This is a genomic window from Paraburkholderia sp. FW306-2-2C-D06C (genome assembly GCF_058781505.1).
Genome location: NZ_JBYSWU010000084.1, coordinates 1 through 18,142 on the forward strand (window position 1 = coordinate 1; position 18,142 = coordinate 18,142).

The following is an 18,142-nucleotide window of genomic DNA, read 5'->3' on the forward strand; positions in this document are numbered from 1 at the left end:
GTGATCGCTGCCGTCAGCGTGGTCTTGCCGTGGTCAACGTGACCGATCGTGCCGACGTTCACGTGCGGCTTGGTCCGTTCGAATTTACCTTTAGCCATGTTTCTCTTCTTTCAAAAAGTTAATCGTTGAATGACTTGCCGCGCGATTACTTCGACTTCGCGTTGATGATCGCTTCAGACACGTTGCGCGGTGCTTCGGAGTAGTGCTTGAACTCCATCGTGTACGTTGCACGACCCTGGCTCAGCGAACGCAGCGACGTCGAGTAGCCAAACATTTCCGACAGCGGCACTTCGGCGCGAACGATCTTGCCGCCGCCAATCATGTCTTCCATGCCCTGAACAATACCGCGACGGCCCGACAGGTCGCCCATCACGTTGCCCATATAGTCTTCCGGCGTTTCGACTTCCACAGCCATCATCGGCTCGAGGATGACCGGCTGCGCCTTGCGCATTGCTTCCTTGAACGCCATCGAACCGGCCATGCGGAACGCATTTTCGTTCGAGTCAACGTCGTGGTACGAACCGAACGTCAGGTGAACCTTCACGTCAACGACCGGGAAGCCTGCCAGCACGCCAGCCTTCAGCGTTTCCTGGATACCCTTGTCGACTGCCGGGATGTATTCACGCGGAATCACACCGCCCTTGATCTCGTCCAGGAACTCATAGCCCTTGCCCTGCTCATTCGGCTCGAGCGTGATGACCGCGTGACCGTACTGGCCGCGACCACCCGACTGCTTGACGAACTTGCCGTCGACGTCTACCGCCTTGCCGCGGATCGTTTCACGATACGCCACTTGCGGCTTGCCGACGGTTGCCTCGACGCCGAATTCACGCTTCATCCGGTCAACCAGAATTTCCAGGTGGAGCTCGCCCATGCCCGAAATAATGGTTTGACCCGATTCTTCGTCCGTTTGAACGCGGAACGACGGATCTTCCTGAGCCAGACGGTTCAGGGCCAGACCCATCTTTTCCTGGTCCGGCTTCGTCTTCGGCTCAACAGCCTGCGAAATCACCGGCTCCGGGAAAATCATGCGCTCGAGCACGATCGGGCTTTGCGGATCGCACAGCGTGTCGCCAGTCGTCGCGTCCTTCAGGCCGACTGCTGCAGCGATGTCGCCTGCGCGCACTTCCTTGATTTCTTCGCGCTGGTTCGCGTGCATCTGCAGAATACGACCCAGACGCTCCTTCTTGTCCTTGGTCGCGTTCAGCACCGTGTCGCCCGAATTCACAACGCCCGAGTACACACGGAAGAAGATCAACTGGCCGACGAACGGATCCGTCATGATCTTGAATGCCAGTGCCGAGAACTTTTCGTCGTCAGCAGCGCGGCGCTCACCTTGCTCACCGTTTTCCAGCTCGCCGGTAACCGGCGGGATGTCGATCGGCGACGGCAGGAAGTCGAGCACGGCGTCCAGCATACGTTGCACGCCCTTGTTCTTGAACGCGGTACCGCACAGCATCGGCTGGATTTCGCAAGCGATTGTGCGGTCGCGCAGACCCTTGACGATCTCCGCTTCCGTCAGCTCGCCCTCTTCGAGGTACTTGTTCATCAGGTCTTCGTTCGACTCAGCAGCCGCTTCGACCATCTTCTCGCGCCACTCGTTGCACGAGTCGAGCAGTTCCGCCGGGATCTCTTCGTACGAGAACTTCGTGCCTTGCGACGCGTCGTCCCAAATGATCGCCTTCATCTTCAGCAGATCGACGACGCCCGTGAAGTTTTCTTCCGCGCCGATAGGCACCACGACCGGAACCGGGTTCGCCTTCAGACGCAGCTTGAGCTGGTCGTAGACCTTGAAGAAGTTCGCGCCGGTACGGTCCATCTTGTTGATGAACGCGAGACGGGGAACCTTGTACTTGTTAGCCTGGCGCCACACGGTTTCCGACTGGGGCTGAACGCCGCCCACAGCGCAGTACACCATGCATGCACCGTCGAGCACGCGCATCGAGCGCTCAACTTCAATCGTGAAGTCGACGTGGCCCGGGGTGTCGATGATGTTGATGCGGTGCTCAGCGCGGTCGCCGGCCATGCCTTTCCAGAATGCCGTGGTAGCAGCGGACGTGATCGTGATGCCGCGTTCCTGCTCCTGCTCCATCCAGTCCATGGTGGCAGCGCCGTCGTGCACTTCACCAATCTTGTGGTTCACGCCGGTGTAGAACAGGATGCGCTCGGTCGTCGTCGTTTTGCCGGCGTCGATGTGAGCGCTAATACCGATGTTACGGTAGCGCTCGATAGGTGTCTTGCGAGCCACTTTGATCCTCTATTGGGATGACGCGATGCGAGAAAATACCCATCGCGCTGTAACACAAACGGGCGAGGCGCTTTGTAAGCGCACCCGCCCGGAATTTCTTTCCGCTTTTTCTGCTAAACCCGGGTTCGGGAAGCTTAGAAACGGAAGTGCGAGAACGCCTTGTTGGCTTCTGCCATCCGGTGAACTTCGTCGCGCTTTTTCATCGCGCCGCCACGGCCTTCGGCCGCTTCGGAGAGTTCACCTGCCAGGCGCAGGGCCATCGACTTTTCGCTGCGCTTCTTCGCGGCTTCACGCAACCAACGCATCGCCAATGCCATACGACGCGACGGACGCACTTCGACCGGAACCTGATAGTTCGCACCACCAACGCGGCGGCTCTTCACTTCCACCACCGGCTTGACGTTGTTGAGCGCCACCGTGAACACTTCCAGCGGGTCCTTGCCACCCTTGGTCTGGATCTGTTCGAAAGCGCCGTACACGATACGCTCGGCAACCGACTTCTTGCCGGAGAGCATCAGCACGTTCATGAATTTAGCTACATCTACGTTACCGAACTTCGGATCCGGCAACACTTCCCGCTTGGGGACTTCGCGACGACGCGGCATGTTTCTTCCTTTAACTTTTCAGTTGGAGCTGCTTATCAGCCCCGCGGCCACCAACTAACCCGATTCATCTCTAACGACTTACCAGCCTGGTCGGGTGACCACTTACTCGACAGCACCGGCGAATCCGGCACCACCGCTAATACCGCCTTTGCAGGCGACCTGAAACTACTGACTGACTATTACTTGCCAGCCTTGGCACGCTTCGCACCGTACTTCGAGCGAGCCTGCTTACGATCCTTGACGCCCTGGGTATCCAGCGAGCCGCGAACCATGTGGTAACGCACACCCGGCAAGTCCTTGACACGGCCGCCGCGAATCAGCACGACCGAGTGTTCCTGCAGGTTGTGGCCTTCACCACCGATGTACGAAATGACTTCGAAGCCGTTCGTCAGACGAACCTTAGCAACCTTACGGAGTGCCGAGTTCGGCTTCTTCGGCGTCGTGGTGTACACACGGGTGCACACACCGCGACGCTGGGGGCAGTCCTGCAAAGCCGGGCTCTTGCTCTTCGTCGTTTCCGACGCGCGGCCTTTGCGAACCAGTTGATTGATGGTTGGCATTGTTTATTCCTGAAATTGAACAAAATCGACGCATCTGTTTCCGGGCAAAGCAGAAACGATTGCGCATCGAACTCCGGACTAGATCGCTTGCGCACGAATTGACTCCGCGCGCAGGCATCCCAAGAACCGGAACCTAGCATAATATTCCGAAAATACTAAGGGAGTCAACAGGTTGCGATGCTTCGCAGCCCTGCCGACTTTCGAGGTGCTCAATCGGCGGCGACGACTTCCAGCAACTCGTCGCCGAAACGGTCGAGTTTGCGGGCGCCCATGCCCGGAATACCACGCAAATCCTCGATGGAATCGGGGCCGCTACGGGCGATTTCCGCCAAGGTGGCGTCGTGGAAGATAACGTAGGCCGGCACACCGTCGCTTTTCGCCGTTTCGGTGCGCCAGGCGCGCAAGCGCTCCCAGCGGGCGCGTTCGCGCGGCCCCATACCGATCGTCGGGTCGGCGCGCTCGCTTGTGCGGCCAGACGATTGCCGCGTGCGTGTGGGCTTCACGTAGCGGCGCATCGTGACGTTCTGCTCACTCTTCAACACCGGTTTGCTGGCCTCAGTGAGCACTAGCGAGCCAAATCCTTCGTGGTCGACGGTTAGATAGCCGAATGCGACGAGTTGGCGAAACACGGCGCGCCACTCCGGCTCGCCAAGCGCCGCGCCGATTCCGAACGTGGTGAGCTTTTCGTGACCGCGCTGCGTGATTTTCTCGCTGCGATTGCCCCGCAGGATATCGATCAGGTGACCGGCGCCGAAGTGAAAGCCGCTCGCCCGCTGCGCGCGGAACACGCACGACAACGCCATCTGCGCTTCGCGCGTCGCATCCCACGTGTCCGGCGGCTCGAGACAGTTATCGCAGTTGCCGCACGGCTTGCTCGACTCGCCGAAATATGCAAGCAACCGCACCCGCCGGCAGGTCGCCGCCTCGCACAGACCGAGCAACGCATCGAGCTTGCTGGTCTGCACGCGCTTATGCGCGTCATCGGCATCGGATTCATCGATCATCTTGCGCTGCTGCACGACGTCGCCGAGGCCGTATGCCATCCACGCATTGGCCGGCATGCCATCGCGGCCTGCACGACCCGTTTCCTGGTAGTACCCTTCGACGCTCTTCGGCAAATCGAGGTGAGCCACAAAGCGCACGTCCGGCTTGTCGATACCCATGCCGAACGCAATCGTGGCGCACATCACAATGCCTTCCTCGCGCTGGAACATCTCCTGATGCCTCTGGCGGATTTCGAACTCCATGCCGGCGTGATACGGGAGCGCGCGCATGCCCTTTTCCTTGAGCCACTCCGCGGTTTCTTCGACCTTGCGGCGCGACAGGCAATACACCACGCCGGCGTCGGTCGTGCCGTCCGGCTTCGAATGTTCGGCGCGAATGAAGTCGAGCAGTTGAGCGCGCGCATTGTCTTTCTCGACGATGCGGTAACGGATATTGGGCCGATCGAAACTCGAGACGAAGATGCGCGCGTCATCCAGCGCGAGACGGTGGATGATTTCGTCACGCGTAATCGCATCCGCGGTGGCGGTGAGCGCAATGCGCGGCACGTTCGGGAAGCGCTCGTGCAGCACCGATAGCTGAATATATTCAGGACGGAAATCGTGGCCCCATTGCGACACGCAATGCGCTTCGTCGATTGCGAACAGCCCAATGCGCGTGCGCTCTAGCAGTTCCTGAAAACGGGGTGTCATCAGGCGTTCCGGCGCCACGTAGAGCAGATCGATATCGCCTTCGCGCAGCGCGCGTTCGGTGGCCATCGCTTCGGCACTCGACAGCGTCGAGTTCAGATAGGCCGCTCGCACACCGACTTCCTTCAGCGCGGCGACCTGGTCCTGCATCAGCGCAATCAGCGGCGAAACGACGATGCCCGCGCCGAAGCCGCCCTCGCGCCGCACGAGCGACGGAATCTGATAGCACAGCGACTTACCGCCGCCCGTCGGCATCAGCACGAGGCAATCGCCGCCGCCGGCGACGTGCTCGACAATTTCGCCCTGCTGTCCTCTGAACGCAGGGTAACCGAAGACTTCGTTGAGGATTTCGAGCGGACGGGACATGAATTTGAGAGAAGCAGCGTAATGCCGGTGACACGAATTTTACCAACGCATTCGTGCTGCGCCCGCGCTTTGCACAAACGTTAGCCGTTTGGCCGACGAATCCACAAAACCGCACAAAAATGAGGCGCATAAAAAAAGCCGCTCAGTTGAAACTGAGCGGCTTCGCTGGCTGGTGAGCCCAGGCGGCTTGCGCCGCCGGGACTTACTCGCCTGAGTGCTGCTGTTCGGCGGCCGGGGTTTCCGGCGTACCGAATTCGAACGACTCTTCCGCTGCGATCTGATCGAAACGCTCGCGGTCGGACAGTTCCTTGCTCTTGCGTGCCTTGTGGAACGCGAGACCCGTACCGGCCGGAATCAGACGGCCGACGATCACGTTTTCCTTCAGGCCACGCAGATCGTCGCGCTTGCCCATGATCGCCGCTTCGGTCAGCACGCGGGTCGTTTCCTGGAACGATGCCGCGGAGATGAACGAATCGGTCGACAGCGACGCCTTCGTGATACCGAGCAAGACGTTTTCGTAGGTTGCCGGGATCTTGTCTTCCGCAGCCATCCGGTCGTTCTCGTCGAGCATATCCGAACGCTCAACTTGCTCGCCCATGATGAAGCGCGTGTCACCGTTATCGACGATCTGCACACGGCGCAGCATCTGACGGACGATCACTTCAATGTGCTTGTCATTGATCTTCACGCCCTGCAGACGATACACGTCCTGCACTTCGTCAACGATGTAGCGCGCCAGCGCTTCGACGCCCTGCAACCGCAGAATGTCGTGCGGATCAGCCGGCCCGTCGACGATCATTTCGCCCTTGTTGACGACCTGACCATCGTGCACCAGAACCTGCTTTTCCTTCGCGATCAGGAACTCGTGCTGATTGCCTTCGAGGTCCGTGATAACGAGACGCTGCTTGCCCTTCGTGTCCTTACCGAACGACGTCGTGCCCGTGACTTCCGCCAGAATGCCGGCGTCCTTCGGCGAGCGCGCTTCGAACAGTTCGGCCACTCGCGGCAGACCACCGGTAATGTCACGCGTTTTCTGCGATTCAACCGGGATACGTGCGAGCACTTCACCGACCTGCACTTGCTGACCGTCCTTCACGGTGATCAGAGCGCCGACCTGGAAGCCGATCTGCACCGAGTGCTCGGTGTTCGGGATCTTGACTTCTTCGCCGTTCGCGTCGAGCAGCTTGACCTGCGGACGCACCGTCTTCGACGCTTGCGAACCGCGGCGCTTCACGTCGATCACGACCAGCGTCGAGAGACCCGTCACATCGTCGATCTGCTTGGCAACCGTCACGCCTTCTTCGACGTTTTCGAACTTCACCGTACCACCGTACTCGGTGATGATCGGACGCGTCATCGGATCCCACGTCGCCAGTTGCGTGCCGGCCTTGATCTGCGCGCCGTCCAGCTGCAACAGCGTCGCGCCGTACGGCACCTTGTGACGTTCGCGCTCGCGGCCGTGGTCGTCGGTGATCATTGCTTCGCCCGAACGCGAGATGACGATCTGCTCGCCCTTCGCGTTGGTGACGTAACGCATGGTCGCCGTGAAACGCACCGTACCGTTCGACTTCGCTTCAACCGACGAAGCCACTGCTGCACGCGATGCCGCACCACCGATGTGGAACGTACGCATCGTGAGCTGCGTGCCCGGTTCACCGATCGACTGAGCAGCGATCACGCCGACTGCTTCGCCAACGTTGACCGACGAGCCACGACCCAGGTCGCGGCCGTAGCAGGCCGCGCACAGACCGTAACGCGTTTCGCAAGTCAGCGGCGTACGCACGCGCACTTCGTCGATGCCGAGGCGTTCGATTTCTTCGACCGCGTCTTCGTCGAGCAACGTGCCCGTTTCGTACAGCGTTTCCTGCGATTCCGGATTGACGACGTCAGCCACCGTCACGCGACCGAGAATACGGTCACGCAGCGCTTCGACGACTTCACCGCCTTCGACCAACGCCTTCATGGCGACGCCATTGGACGTACCGCAATCGTCCTCGACCACCACCAGGTCCTGCGTCACGTCGACCAGACGACGCGTCAGATAACCCGAGTTTGCCGTCTTCAGTGCCGTATCAGCCAGACCCTTACGTGCACCGTGGGTCGAGATGAAGTACTGCAACACGTTCAGGCCTTCGCGGAAGTTCGCCGTAATCGGCGTCTCGATAATCGAGCCGTCCGGTTTCGCCATCAGGCCACGCATACCGGCCAGCTGACGAATCTGAACTGCGGAACCACGAGCACCCGAGTCAGCCATCATGTAGATGGAGTTGAACGACTCCTGACGCGTTTCGTTGCCGTCGCGATCGACCACCGGTTCCGTCGACAGCTGTTCCATCATCGCCTTGCCGACCGCTTCCGACGTTGCCGACCAGATGTCAACGACGTTGTTGTAGCGCTCTTGCGACGTGACGAGACCCGACATGTACTGACGGTCGTATTCCTTCACCTTCTTCGCGGCGTCGCCGACGATCTGTTCTTTTTGCGGCGGTACGAGCATGTCGTCCACGCAGATCGAAATACCAGCGCGAGTTGCCAGACGGAAACCCGACTGCATCAACTGGTCGGCGAAAATCACCGTTTCACGCAGACCGCACTTGCGGAATGCGGTGTTGATGAGGCGCGAGATTTCCTTCTTCTTCAGAGGCTTGTTCAGCACCGAGAACGGCAGGCCCGGAGGAAGGATTTCCGACAGGATTGCGCGGCCAACGGTTGTCGCGTACAGCGAGATCTTCGGCACGAACGCCGGCGCACCTTCCGACTTGTCTTCGTTGTGGACCATTTCCGTGATCCGCACGTTGACGCGCGAGGCCAGCTCGACTTCCTTGTTCTCGTACGCACGCAGCGCTTCCGACACGCCGGTGAACGTCAGGCCTTCGCCCTTGGCGTTCACTGCTTCACGCGTCGCGTAGTACAGGCCGAGCACGATATCCTGCGACGGCACGATCGACGGATCGCCGTTGGCCGGGAACAGGATGTTGTTCGACGCCAGCATCAGCGTACGCGCTTCCATCTGCGCTTCGAGCGACAACGGCACGTGAACAGCCATCTGGTCACCATCGAAGTCGGCGTTGAACGCCGCGCAAACGAGCGGGTGCAGCTGGATAGCCTTACCTTCGATCAGCACCGGCTCGAAAGCCTGAATGCCAAGGCGGTGCAGCGTCGGCGCACGGTTCAGCATGACCGGATGCTCGCGGATCACCTCTTCGAGGATGTCCCACACCACGGCGGTCTGGTTCTCGACTTCTTTCTTCGCGGCCTTGATGGTGGTAGCAACACCCATCACTTCCAGCTTGTTGAAGATGAAAGGCTTGAACAGTTCGAGCGCCATCAGCTTCGGCAGGCCGCACTGATGCAGCTTGAGCGTCGGGCCGACCACGATCACCGAACGGCCCGAATAGTCAACGCGCTTACCGAGCAAGTTCTGACGGAAACGACCGCCCTTACCCTTGATCATGTCAGCGAGCGACTTCAGCGGACGCTTGTTCGCGCCGGTCATCGCCTTACCGCGACGGCCGTTGTCGAGCAGCGAATCGACGGCTTCCTGCAGCATCCGCTTTTCGTTGCGGACGATGATTTCAGGCGCCTTCAATTCGAGCAGACGCTTCAACCGGTTGTTACGGTTGATCACGCGGCGATACAGGTCGTTCAGGTCCGATGTCGCGAAGCGGCCGCCATCCAGCGGCACCAGCGGACGCAGTTCCGGCGGCAGCACCGGCAGCACTTCGAGCACCATCCAGTCAGGCTTGATGCCCGAACGTTGGAAAGCCTCGAGCACCTTCAGGCGCTTCGCGTACTTCTTGATCTTCGCTTCCGAACCCGTGTTCTTGAGTTCGGTACGGAGCATCTCGACCTGTTCGTCGATGTTGATCGCGCGCAGCAGTTCACGCACGCCTTCCGCTCCCATCTCGGCACGGAATTCGTCACCGTACTCTTCGACCTTGTTGTAGTAATCCTCTTCGGTCATGATCTGCCGCGCTTTCAGCGGCGTCATGCCCGGATCGATCACCACGTATGCTTCGAAGTACAGCACGCGTTCGATGTCACGCAGCGTCATGTCGAGCACCATGCCCAGACGCGACGGCAGAGACTTCAGGAACCAGATGTGCGCAACCGGCGAGGCCAGTTCAATGTGGCCCATCCGTTCGCGACGCACCTTCGCCAGCGTCACTTCGACGCCGCACTTTTCGCAGATCACGCCGCGGTGCTTCAGGCGCTTGTACTTGCCGCAAAGGCATTCGTAGTCTTTGATCGGCCCGAAGATCTTCGCGCAGAACAGACCATCGCGTTCCGGCTTGAACGTCCGGTAGTTGATGGTTTCCGGCTTCTTCACTTCACCGAACGACCACGAACGGATCTTGTCTGGCGAGGCCAGACCGATCTTGATCGCGTCAAAAACTTCAGGTTGTTGGACTTGCTTGAATAGATCGAGCAAAGCTTTCATCGCTTCTCTCCAGTAGTCCGATTAGTTCCGGTCCAGGTCGATGTCGATACCGAGCGACCGGATTTCCTTCACCAACACATTGAACGACTCAGGCATGCCGGCATCGATCACGTGATCGCCCTTGACCAGGTTCTCGTAAACCTTGGTCCGGCCCGCCACGTCATCCGACTTCACAGTCAGCATTTCCTGCAGCACGTACGATGCGCCGTACGCTTCGAGCGCCCACACTTCCATTTCACCGAAACGCTGGCCACCGAACTGCGCCTTACCGCCCAACGGCTGCTGCGTAACGAGCGAGTACGGGCCCGTTGAACGCGCGTGCATCTTGTCGTCGACCAGGTGGTGCAGCTTCAGGTAATGCATGTAGCCGACAGTCACCGTGCGTTCGAACATCTCACCCGTGCGGCCGTCATACAGACGCACCTGGTTCTTCGACGGCGTCATGCCGAGTTGCTTCGCGATGTCGTCCGGGAATGCCAGATCCAGCGCGCGCGACATTTCTTCTTCAGTCGCACCGTCGAACACCGGCGTTGCGAACGGCACGCCTTCGCGCAGGTTCTTCGCCAGTTCGACGATTTCGTCGTCCGTGAAGCTGTCCAGCTCTTCAGCGCGGCCCGACTCGTTGTAGATCTTGGTCAGGAATTCGCGCAGTTCAGCGATCTTCGCCTGACGCTGCAGCATTTCGCCGATACGCCAGCCGAGACCCTTCGCGGCCCAACCCAGATGCACTTCGAGAACCTGACCCACGTTCATCCGCGACGGCACGCCGAGCGGATTGAGCACGACGTCAGCCGGACGGCCATCGGCCATGTACGGCATGTCTTCGATCGGAACGATCTTCGACACCACACCCTTGTTACCGTGACGGCCGGCCATCTTGTCGCCAGGCTGCAGACGGCGCTTGACTGCCAGATACACCTTGACCATCTTCAGCACGCCCGGCGGCAGTTCGTCGCCTTGCGTGAGCTTCTTGCGCTTTTCTTCGAACGCCAGATCGAACTGGTGACGCTTCTGTTCGATCGAGTCCTTGATAGCTTCGAGCTGTGCCGCTGCTTCTTCGTCCGCGAGGCGGATGTCGAACCAGTGGTAGTGGTCGAGATCTTCCAGGTAAGCCTGTTCGATCTTCGTACCCTTCGCGAGCTTCTTCGGACCGCCGTTCGCGACCTTGCCGGTCAGCATACGTGCGAGACGCTGGAATGCGTCGCCTTCCACGATACGCAGCTGGTCGTTCAGGTCGAGGCGATAACGCTTCAGCTCATCGTCGATGATCTGTTGTGCACGCTTGTCGCGCTGAATGCCTTCACGCGTGAACACTTGAACGTCGATGACCGTGCCGCTCATGCCCGACGGCACGCGCAGCGACGTGTCCTTCACGTCCGAAGCCTTCTCACCGAAGATCGCGCGCAGCAGCTTTTCTTCCGGCGTCAGCTGGGTTTCGCCCTTCGGCGTAACCTTGCCGACCAGCACATCGCCTGCTTCGACTTCCGCGCCGATGTAGACAATGCCCGACTCGTCGAGACGGCCGAGTTGCACTTCAGCCAGGTTCGAGATGTCGCGCGTGATTTCTTCCGGTCCGAGCTTCGTATCGCGAGCAACGACGTTCAGTTCTTCGATATGAATCGACGTGTAACGGTCGTCGGCAACCACCTTCTCCGAGATCAAAATCGAGTCTTCGAAGTTGTAGCCGTTCCACGGCATGAACGCGACCAGCATGTTCTGGCCGAGAGCCAGTTCGCCGAGGTCGGTCGATGCAACGTCAGCCAGCACGTCGCCACGCGACACGATATCGCCGACCTTCACGATCGGGCGCTGGTTGATGTTCGTGTTCTGGTTCGAACGCGTGTACTTGATCAGGTTGTAGATGTCCACGCCGACGTCGCCAGCAACGGCTTCATCGTCGTTCACGCGGATCACCATACGGCCTGCGTCGACGTAATCGACCACACCGCCGCGGAATGCCTGAACCGTCGTACCCGAGTCGACTGCCACGGTGCGTTCGATACCCGTACCCACCACGGCCTTTTCAGGACGCAGACACGGCACAGCCTGACGCTGCATGTTCGAACCCATCAATGCGCGGTTCGCGTCATCGTGCTCGAGGAACGGAATCAGCGATGCTGCCACCGACACGATCTGCGACGGCGCCACGTCCATGTACTGGATGCGGTCCGGCGTGACCATCAGCGTTTCGCCCGCTTCACGCGACGACACCAGTTCGTCGGTCAGCGAGCCGTCAGCTGCCACAGCCGCGTTCGCCTGAGCGATCACGTAGCGGCCTTCTTCGATCGCCGACAGATAGTCGATCTGATCGGTCACCTTGCTGTCCACGACCTTGCGATACGGCGTTTCGAGGAAGCCGTATTCGTTCAGGTGCGCGTACAGTGCGAGCGAGTTGATCAGGCCGATGTTCGGACCTTCCGGCGTTTCAATCGGACACACACGGCCGTAGTGGGTCGGGTGCACGTCGCGGACTTCAAAGCCAGCGCGCTCACGCGTCAAACCGCCCGGGCCAAGAGCCGAAACACGGCGCTTGTGGGTGATTTCCGACAGCGGGTTCGTTTGGTCCATGAACTGCGACAGCTGCGACGAACCGAAGAACTCGCGAATCGCCGACGAAATCGGCTTCGAGTTGATCAGGTCGTGCGGCATCAGGTTTTCGCTTTCGGCCTGGCCGAGGCGTTCCTTCACAGCACGTTCGACACGCACGAGACCTGCGCGGAACTGGTTTTCCGCCAGTTCGCCGACGCAACGCACACGACGATTGCCCAAGTGGTCGATATCGTCCACTTCGCCCTTGCCGTTACGCAGTTCGACCAGGATCTTGATCGTTGCGAGGATGTCGTCGTCTTGCAGCGTCATCGGTCCGACGATCTCGTCGCGGCCCACGCGGCGATTGAACTTCATACGGCCCACCTTGGACAGGTCGTATGCGTCTTCGCTGTAGAACAGGCGGTTGAACAGCGCCTCGACCGCTTCTTCGGTCGGCGGTTCACCCGGGCGCATCATGCGGTAGATCGCGATGCGCGCGGCCATCTTGTCCGCGGTTTCGTCGATACGCAGCGTCGACGAAATGTACGGGCCTTGATCCAGATCGTTCGTGTAGAGCGTCTGAATGTCTTTGATCTTCGATTCGCGGAGCTTTTCGAGGACGGTTTCGGTGATTTCGTCGTTCGCGTTGGCGATGACTTCACCGGTGTCGCCGTCGACGACGTTCTTCGCCAGCACGCGGCCGAGCAGATAGTCTTCCGGTACCGAGATGAACTTCGTCTTCGCGTTGTCGAGGTCGCGAATGTGCTTGGCGTTGATCCGCTTGTCCTTCTGGACGATCACGTTGCCGTCACGATCCGTAATGTCGAAACGTGCGACTTCACCACGCAGACGCTCCGGCACGAATTCCATCTGCGCGCCTTCCGGCATCAGCGTGAAATTGTCGAACACGAAGAAGTTTGCGAGGATCTGTTCCGGCGTCAGGCCGATTGCCTTCAGCAGGATCGTGACCGGCATCTTGCGACGACGGTCGACGCGGAAGTACAGCACGTCCTTCGGATCGAATTCGAAGTCGAGCCACGAACCGCGGTAAGGAATGATACGTGCCGAGAACAGGAGCTTGCCCGAGCTGTGCGTCTTGCCCTTGTCGTGTTCGAAGAACACGCCAGGCGAACGGTGCAACTGCGAAACGATCACACGTTCCGTGCCGTTGATGACGAACGAACCCGTCGGCGTCATGAGCGGAATTTCGCCCATGTACACTTCCTGTTCCTTCACTTCCTTGACGACCGGCTTGCTCGGCGATTCCTTGTCGAGCAGCACCAGACGCACCTTGGCGCGCAGCGCCGAGCAGTACGTCAAACCGCGCTGCTGACATTCCTTGATGTTGAATGCCGGCGGCGACAGCATGTAGCTGACGAACTCGAGACGAGCGAAGCCGTTGTGCGAGACGATCGGAAAAACAGAAGTAAATGCTGCTTGCAGACCTTCCGGCTTGCGTTGCGTCGAAGACGTTTCGGCTTGCAGAAAAGTGCTGAATGATTCAAGCTGGGTAGCCAGCAGGAAAGGTACTTGGTGAACGATGGGGCGCTTCGCAAAACTCTTGCGAATACGCTTCTTCTCGGTGAAGGAATATTGCATACGATCTCCGAATCACGGCGGGCATTGTTGTCGAGGCAGGATACCTTGATGAGACAACCCGAGTGTTCACCGACTGAGACCCGATGGCCGTCCGATGGCTTGAACGAGCCTAGAAGCTTGGTGGTTGGCCGCTACCAACCGCTGGCTGACGGCAGCGGATGCCTGTGTTGCCCGCTACCCGACCAAACTTGCCTTCTGCAGTCGCTTCAGAAGACAAAGAGAAACGCCGGTCAATGTTGCCGAAAGGCGGTTTTCTTTGGCCTCTGGGGTCATGTTCTTGCCGAAACGAGCTGGCAAAAACGTGGTCCCCACAAAGCACAAAAAGGCCGGCGGTGGAAAACCGCCAGCCTTCGCACAACGCGCTGAAACTTACTTGATTTCAGCCTTCGCGCCGGCTTCTTCCAGCTTCTTCTTGGCTTCTTCAGCAGCAGCCTTCGGTACCGATTCCTTAACAGGCTTCGGTGCGCCGTCGACCAGGTCCTTCGCTTCCTTCAGGCCGAGACCCGTCAGTTCGCGAACAGCCTTAATGACCGAAACCTTGTTCGCGCCAACTTCAGTCAGGTTGACCGTGAATTCGGTTTGCTCTTCAGCAGCAGCTGCAGCGCCGCCGCCTGCCGGGCCTGCCACTGCAACAGCAGCTGCCGACACGCCAAACTTTTCTTCGAACGCCTTGACCAGCTCGTTCAGTTCCAGAACCGACATCGAGCTTACTGCCTCGAGGATGTCATCTTTTGCGATTGCCATTTGAAATACTCCTAAATTGAATTCGGATACAGCCAGCGATCAATCACGCTCGACTGAAGTGCGTTACGCAGCGGTTTCTTCGCCTTGTTTCTTTTCTGCCAGCGCGGCCAGAGCGCGCGCAAAGCCGGAAACAGGTGCTTGCATAACGTACAACAGCTTGGAGAGCAGTTCTTCGCGGCTCGGGATGTTTGCCAGCGCTTGCACGCCAGCCTTGTCCATCACCTTGCCTTCGTAGGAACCAGCCTTGATGATCAACTTGTCATTGCTCTTGCCGAAGTCGTTGACGACCTTAGCAGCGGCAATGGCATCTTCCGAGATGCCGTAGATCAGGGGACCGGTCATCTGCTCTGCCAAAGGAGCAAACGGGGTACCTTCGACAGCGCGACGCGCCAGCGTGTTCTTCAACACGCGAAGGTAAACCTGTTGCTCACGCGCTTTCGCGCGCAGCTTGGTCAGATCGCCAACCGTGATCCCACGATACTCAGCCAGAACCACGGTCTGGGCTTTCGCGACTTGCGCGGCAACCTCAGCGACGACGGCCTGCTTGCTTTCTTTGTTGAGTGGCACGGTTAACCTCCAGATTCGATACACGCAGCGTGCGCCTTGTGTACCGCGTTCAATAACGGCGTCCGACCAGTCAGGAGTATTTCGACCGCCCGACACCCGCATTACTGCGGATATCCAACGGTTTCATCACTACAAAACCTTTTCGGGTTCGCCATCTGCGTTGGCTTTGCATTAAGGGAGCGCCTACCTGCTGCGTTCCCGCCAACGGTCTTTGACAACCGGTCGCTCGGCGCAGACTGCCACCTTGCGACCGCCCAAAGCCCATAAAACCGCCTCGACTCACATCGAGGCGATGAAATTTCTTACTGTGCTGCGATCGATGCCTGGTCAACGCGAACGCCAACGCCCATCGTGCTCGACAGCGCAACCTTGCGCAGGTACACACCCTTGCTCGTTGCCGGCTTCGCCTTTTGCAGCGCGTCGACGAGAGCGTTCAGGTTGCTGCGCAGAGCCGTCGGCTCGAACGAAGCACGGCCGATGGTGGCGTGGATAATACCGGCCTTGTCGACACGGAATTGCACCTGACCAGCCTTGGCGTTCTTGACCGCGGTTGCGACGTCCGGCGTAACCGTACCGACCTTCGGGTTCGGCATCAGGCCGCGCGGGCCGAGGATCTGACCCAGTGTACCGACGACGCGCATCGTGTCCGGCGAAGCGATCACGATGTCGAAGTTCAGATTGCCGGCCTTGACCTGTTCAGCCAGGTCTTCCATACCGACGATTTCGGCGCCAGCTGCACGAGCTTGCTCAGCCTTTTCGCCTTGTGCGAACACTGCCACGCGAACCGACTTACCGGTACCAGCCGGCAGCACGACCGAGCCACGAACCACTTGGTCCGACTTCTTCGCATCGATGCCGAGTTGCACTGCGACGTCGATCGACTCGTCGAACTTCGCGCTTGCGCACTCTTTCACGATCGACAGAGCTTCGTCGATCGCGTACAGCTTTTGACGATCGACCTTGGCTGCAAATGCCTGCAGACGCTTTGAAAGCTTAGCCATTTACACGCCCTCCACGGTGATGCCCATCGAGCGGGCGCTACCAGCGATCGTACGAACCGCTGCATCCAGGTCAGCTGCCGTCAGATCGGGCATCTTGGCCTTAGCGATGTCTTCAGCTTGAGCGCGCGTGATGTTGCCGACCTTGTCTGTATGCGGCTTGCTCGAACCCTTGTCGATCTTCGCTGCCTTCTTGATCAGAACCGTAGCCGGCGGCGTCTTCAGAACGAACGTGAAGCTCTTGTCCGCGAACGCGGTGATCACGACAGGAATCGGCAGACCCGGTTCCATTGCTTGAGTCTGCGCGTTGAACGCCTTGCAGAACTCCATGATGTTCAGGCCGCGTTGGCCCAGTGCCGGACCGACCGGCGGCGACGGGTTGGCTTTACCTGCAGGAATCTGCAGCTTGATAAAGCCAATGATTTTCTTTGCCATGTTGAAAACCTCTTTGGAACGCCACATGGGTGCATGCAGGCGTTCAGTGAGTAGTAGCGCGCGTTCGCCGAAAAACTGACTACTTACGCTCCTCAACGGCCATTACGCGGACCGTAAGCGCGAAATACGGAACGCACCGATTGGTGCGTTCCGTAGAATTCTGGATTACAGCTTTTCGACCTGGCCGAATTCCAGCTCGACCGGCGTTGCGCGGCCGAAGATTGTAACGGAAACACGGACGCGCGACTTTTCGTAGTTCACTTCTTCGACGCTGCCGTTGAAATCCGTGAACGGACCCTCCTTGACCCGCACCATCTCGCCTACTTCGAACAGGGTCTTCGGACGCGGCTTTTCCACGCCTTCCTGCATTTGCGACATGATCTTCTCGACTTCCCGCGGAGAAATCGGGCTCGGGCGATTACGCGCACCGCCTACGAAACCCGTCACCTTTGCCGTGTTTTTCACGAGGTGCCACGTTTCGTCTGTCATTTCCATTTCCACAAGGACATAGCCCGGGAAGAAACGACGTTCGGTCACTGATTTGTGACCGCCCTTCACCTCGACCACTTCTTCAGTCGGAACGAGGATTTGACCAAACTGGTCTTGCATGCCAGCACGTTCGATGCGCTCCTGAAGCGCGCGTTGCACGCTCTTCTCCATGCCGGAGTAGGCGTGCACGACGTACCAACGTTTGCCGCTCGGGGATGCCGGAGTATCGCTCATATCATTTCCAACCCAGAATCACCGAGAAAATCGCCCATTCGATGGATTTATCGCTAACCCAAAGAAAGATCGCCATGACGAAAACAAAGCCGAACACTACGAGTGTTGTCTGGGTGGCCTCTTTGCGGGTCGGCCAAACAACCTTACGGACTTCCTTGTACGAATCTTTGGCGAAAGCGATGAAACCCTTGCCGGGCGCAGAGAGAAGACCGACTGCAACACCCGCGATCGCGCCAACAGCCAAGGCGGCTCCGCGGACGTACCATTCCTGGCCACTGAGCCAGAAGAACCCCACGAACCCGGCCAAGACCAACAATACGCCCGCGACGAGCATCAGCTTGTCGCCGGATGTATTTACAGTTTCGACGGAAGGATTCGCCATAACACCTTAACGAAGCGCCGCTTGCGACGCGAGAATTGGCAGGGGCAGAGGGAATCGAACCCCCAACCTTCGGTTTTGGAGACCGACGCTCTGCCAGTTGAGCTATACCCCTAAACCATTTTGGGGCTGACGACACCGCCAACCCCGAAACTACAGATCAACGAGAACTATCTGGCGTTACTCGAGAATCTTGGCAACCACACCTGCGCCGACCGTACGGCCGCCTTCGCGGATTGCGAAACGCAGACCTTCTT

General features: G+C 59.1%; 14 protein-coding genes and 1 tRNA gene. All 15 read right to left on the reverse strand.

Features of this window, described 5'->3' with window-relative positions:
* On the reverse strand, positions 1–98 hold a 98-nt coding region (locus AC3WLT_RS35425), incomplete at its 3' end, for a GTP-binding protein (protein WP_033453371.1).
* A 47-nt stretch (positions 99–145) separates the two neighbouring features.
* Complete coding sequence (fusA, locus tag AC3WLT_RS35430) at positions 146–2,248, reverse strand: elongation factor G (protein WP_492579419.1); 2,103 nt, start codon at positions 2,246–2,248, stop codon at positions 146–148.
* 134 nt (positions 2,249–2,382) lie between these two features.
* The gene (gene rpsG, locus AC3WLT_RS35435; protein ID WP_006053291.1) at positions 2,383–2,853 is read right to left on the reverse strand and encodes a 30S ribosomal protein S7; all 471 of its coding nucleotides are present in this window, start codon (positions 2,851–2,853) and stop codon (positions 2,383–2,385) included.
* 179 nt (positions 2,854–3,032) lie between these two features.
* A complete protein-coding gene (rpsL, locus tag AC3WLT_RS35440; RefSeq protein ID WP_006998493.1) occupies positions 3,033–3,413 on the reverse strand; it encodes a 30S ribosomal protein S12 in 381 nt (126 codons plus the stop codon).
* Between the two features lie 209 nt (positions 3,414–3,622).
* Entirely contained in the window at positions 3,623–5,470 is a 1,848-nt protein-coding gene (gene recQ / locus AC3WLT_RS35445) for a DNA helicase RecQ (RefSeq protein ID WP_492596240.1), read from the reverse strand.
* Between the two features lie 202 nt (positions 5,471–5,672).
* Complete coding sequence (gene rpoC, locus AC3WLT_RS35450; RefSeq protein ID WP_492596241.1) at positions 5,673–9,911, reverse strand: DNA-directed RNA polymerase subunit beta'; 4,239 nt, start codon at positions 9,909–9,911, stop codon at positions 5,673–5,675.
* Between the two features lie 21 nt (positions 9,912–9,932).
* Positions 9,933–14,039, reverse strand: coding sequence for a DNA-directed RNA polymerase subunit beta (rpoB, locus tag AC3WLT_RS35455; RefSeq protein WP_492596242.1), 4,107 nt, complete (start codon positions 14,037–14,039; stop codon positions 9,933–9,935).
* Between the two features lie 369 nt (positions 14,040–14,408).
* Positions 14,409–14,783, reverse strand: coding sequence for a 50S ribosomal protein L7/L12 (gene rplL, locus AC3WLT_RS35460; protein WP_054043372.1), 375 nt, complete (start codon positions 14,781–14,783; stop codon positions 14,409–14,411).
* A 63-nt stretch (positions 14,784–14,846) separates the two neighbouring features.
* On the reverse strand, positions 14,847–15,350 hold the full coding sequence (rplJ, locus tag AC3WLT_RS35465; protein WP_115110037.1) for a 50S ribosomal protein L10: 504 nt from the start codon (positions 15,348–15,350) through the stop codon (positions 14,847–14,849).
* A 302-nt stretch (positions 15,351–15,652) separates the two neighbouring features.
* The gene (rplA, locus tag AC3WLT_RS35470) at positions 15,653–16,351 is read right to left on the reverse strand and encodes a 50S ribosomal protein L1 (protein WP_410838303.1); all 699 of its coding nucleotides are present in this window, start codon (positions 16,349–16,351) and stop codon (positions 15,653–15,655) included.
* Entirely contained in the window at positions 16,352–16,783 is a 432-nt protein-coding gene (gene rplK, locus AC3WLT_RS35475; RefSeq protein WP_492596243.1) for a 50S ribosomal protein L11, read from the reverse strand. It abuts the gene before it with no gap.
* 165 nt (positions 16,784–16,948) lie between these two features.
* On the reverse strand, positions 16,949–17,506 hold the full coding sequence (gene nusG / locus AC3WLT_RS35480) for a transcription termination/antitermination protein NusG (protein ID WP_075303275.1): 558 nt from the start codon (positions 17,504–17,506) through the stop codon (positions 16,949–16,951).
* Between the two features lies 1 nt (position 17,507).
* Positions 17,508–17,888 (reverse strand): preprotein translocase subunit SecE, encoded by a 381-nt coding sequence (gene secE, locus AC3WLT_RS35485; RefSeq protein WP_011490062.1) that lies wholly within the window; start codon positions 17,886–17,888, stop codon positions 17,508–17,510.
* Positions 17,889–17,924: 36 nt separating this feature from the next.
* Positions 17,925–18,000 (reverse strand) — tRNA-Trp (locus tag AC3WLT_RS35490).
* 65 nt (positions 18,001–18,065) lie between these two features.
* Positions 18,066–18,142, reverse strand: a 77-nt coding sequence (locus AC3WLT_RS35495) for an EF-Tu C-terminal domain-related protein (RefSeq protein ID WP_476632765.1), incomplete at its 5' end; no start/stop codon positions are given.

What these genes read in the sequence shown, in the direction of transcription:
- rpsG (WP_006053291.1), bottom strand. Translation starts at nt 2,853, where the DNA reads ATGCCGCGTCGTCGCGAAGTCCCCAAGCGGGAAGTGTTGCCGGATCCG.
- rpsL (WP_006998493.1), bottom strand. Translation starts at nt 3,413, where the DNA reads ATGCCAACCATCAATCAACTGGTTCGCAAAGGCCGCGCGTCGGAAACG.
- recQ (WP_492596240.1), bottom strand. Translation starts at nt 5,470, where the DNA reads ATGTCCCGTCCGCTCGAAATCCTCAACGAAGTCTTCGGTTACCCTGCG.
- rpoC (WP_492596241.1), bottom strand. Translation starts at nt 9,911, where the DNA reads ATGAAAGCTTTGCTCGATCTATTCAAGCAAGTCCAACAACCTGAAGTT.
- rpoB (WP_492596242.1), bottom strand. Translation starts at nt 14,039, where the DNA reads ATGCAATATTCCTTCACCGAGAAGAAGCGTATTCGCAAGAGTTTTGCG.
- rplL (WP_054043372.1), bottom strand. Translation starts at nt 14,783, where the DNA reads ATGGCAATCGCAAAAGATGACATCCTCGAGGCAGTAAGCTCGATGTCG.
- rplA (WP_410838303.1), bottom strand. Translation starts at nt 16,351, where the DNA reads ATGGCTAAGCTTTCAAAGCGTCTGCAGGCATTTGCAGCCAAGGTCGAT.
- rplK (WP_492596243.1), bottom strand. Translation starts at nt 16,783, where the DNA reads ATGGCAAAGAAAATCATTGGCTTTATCAAGCTGCAGATTCCTGCAGGT.
- nusG (WP_075303275.1), bottom strand. Translation starts at nt 17,506, where the DNA reads ATGAGCGATACTCCGGCATCCCCGAGCGGCAAACGTTGGTACGTCGTG.
- secE (WP_011490062.1), bottom strand. Translation starts at nt 17,888, where the DNA reads ATGGCGAATCCTTCCGTCGAAACTGTAAATACATCCGGCGACAAGCTG.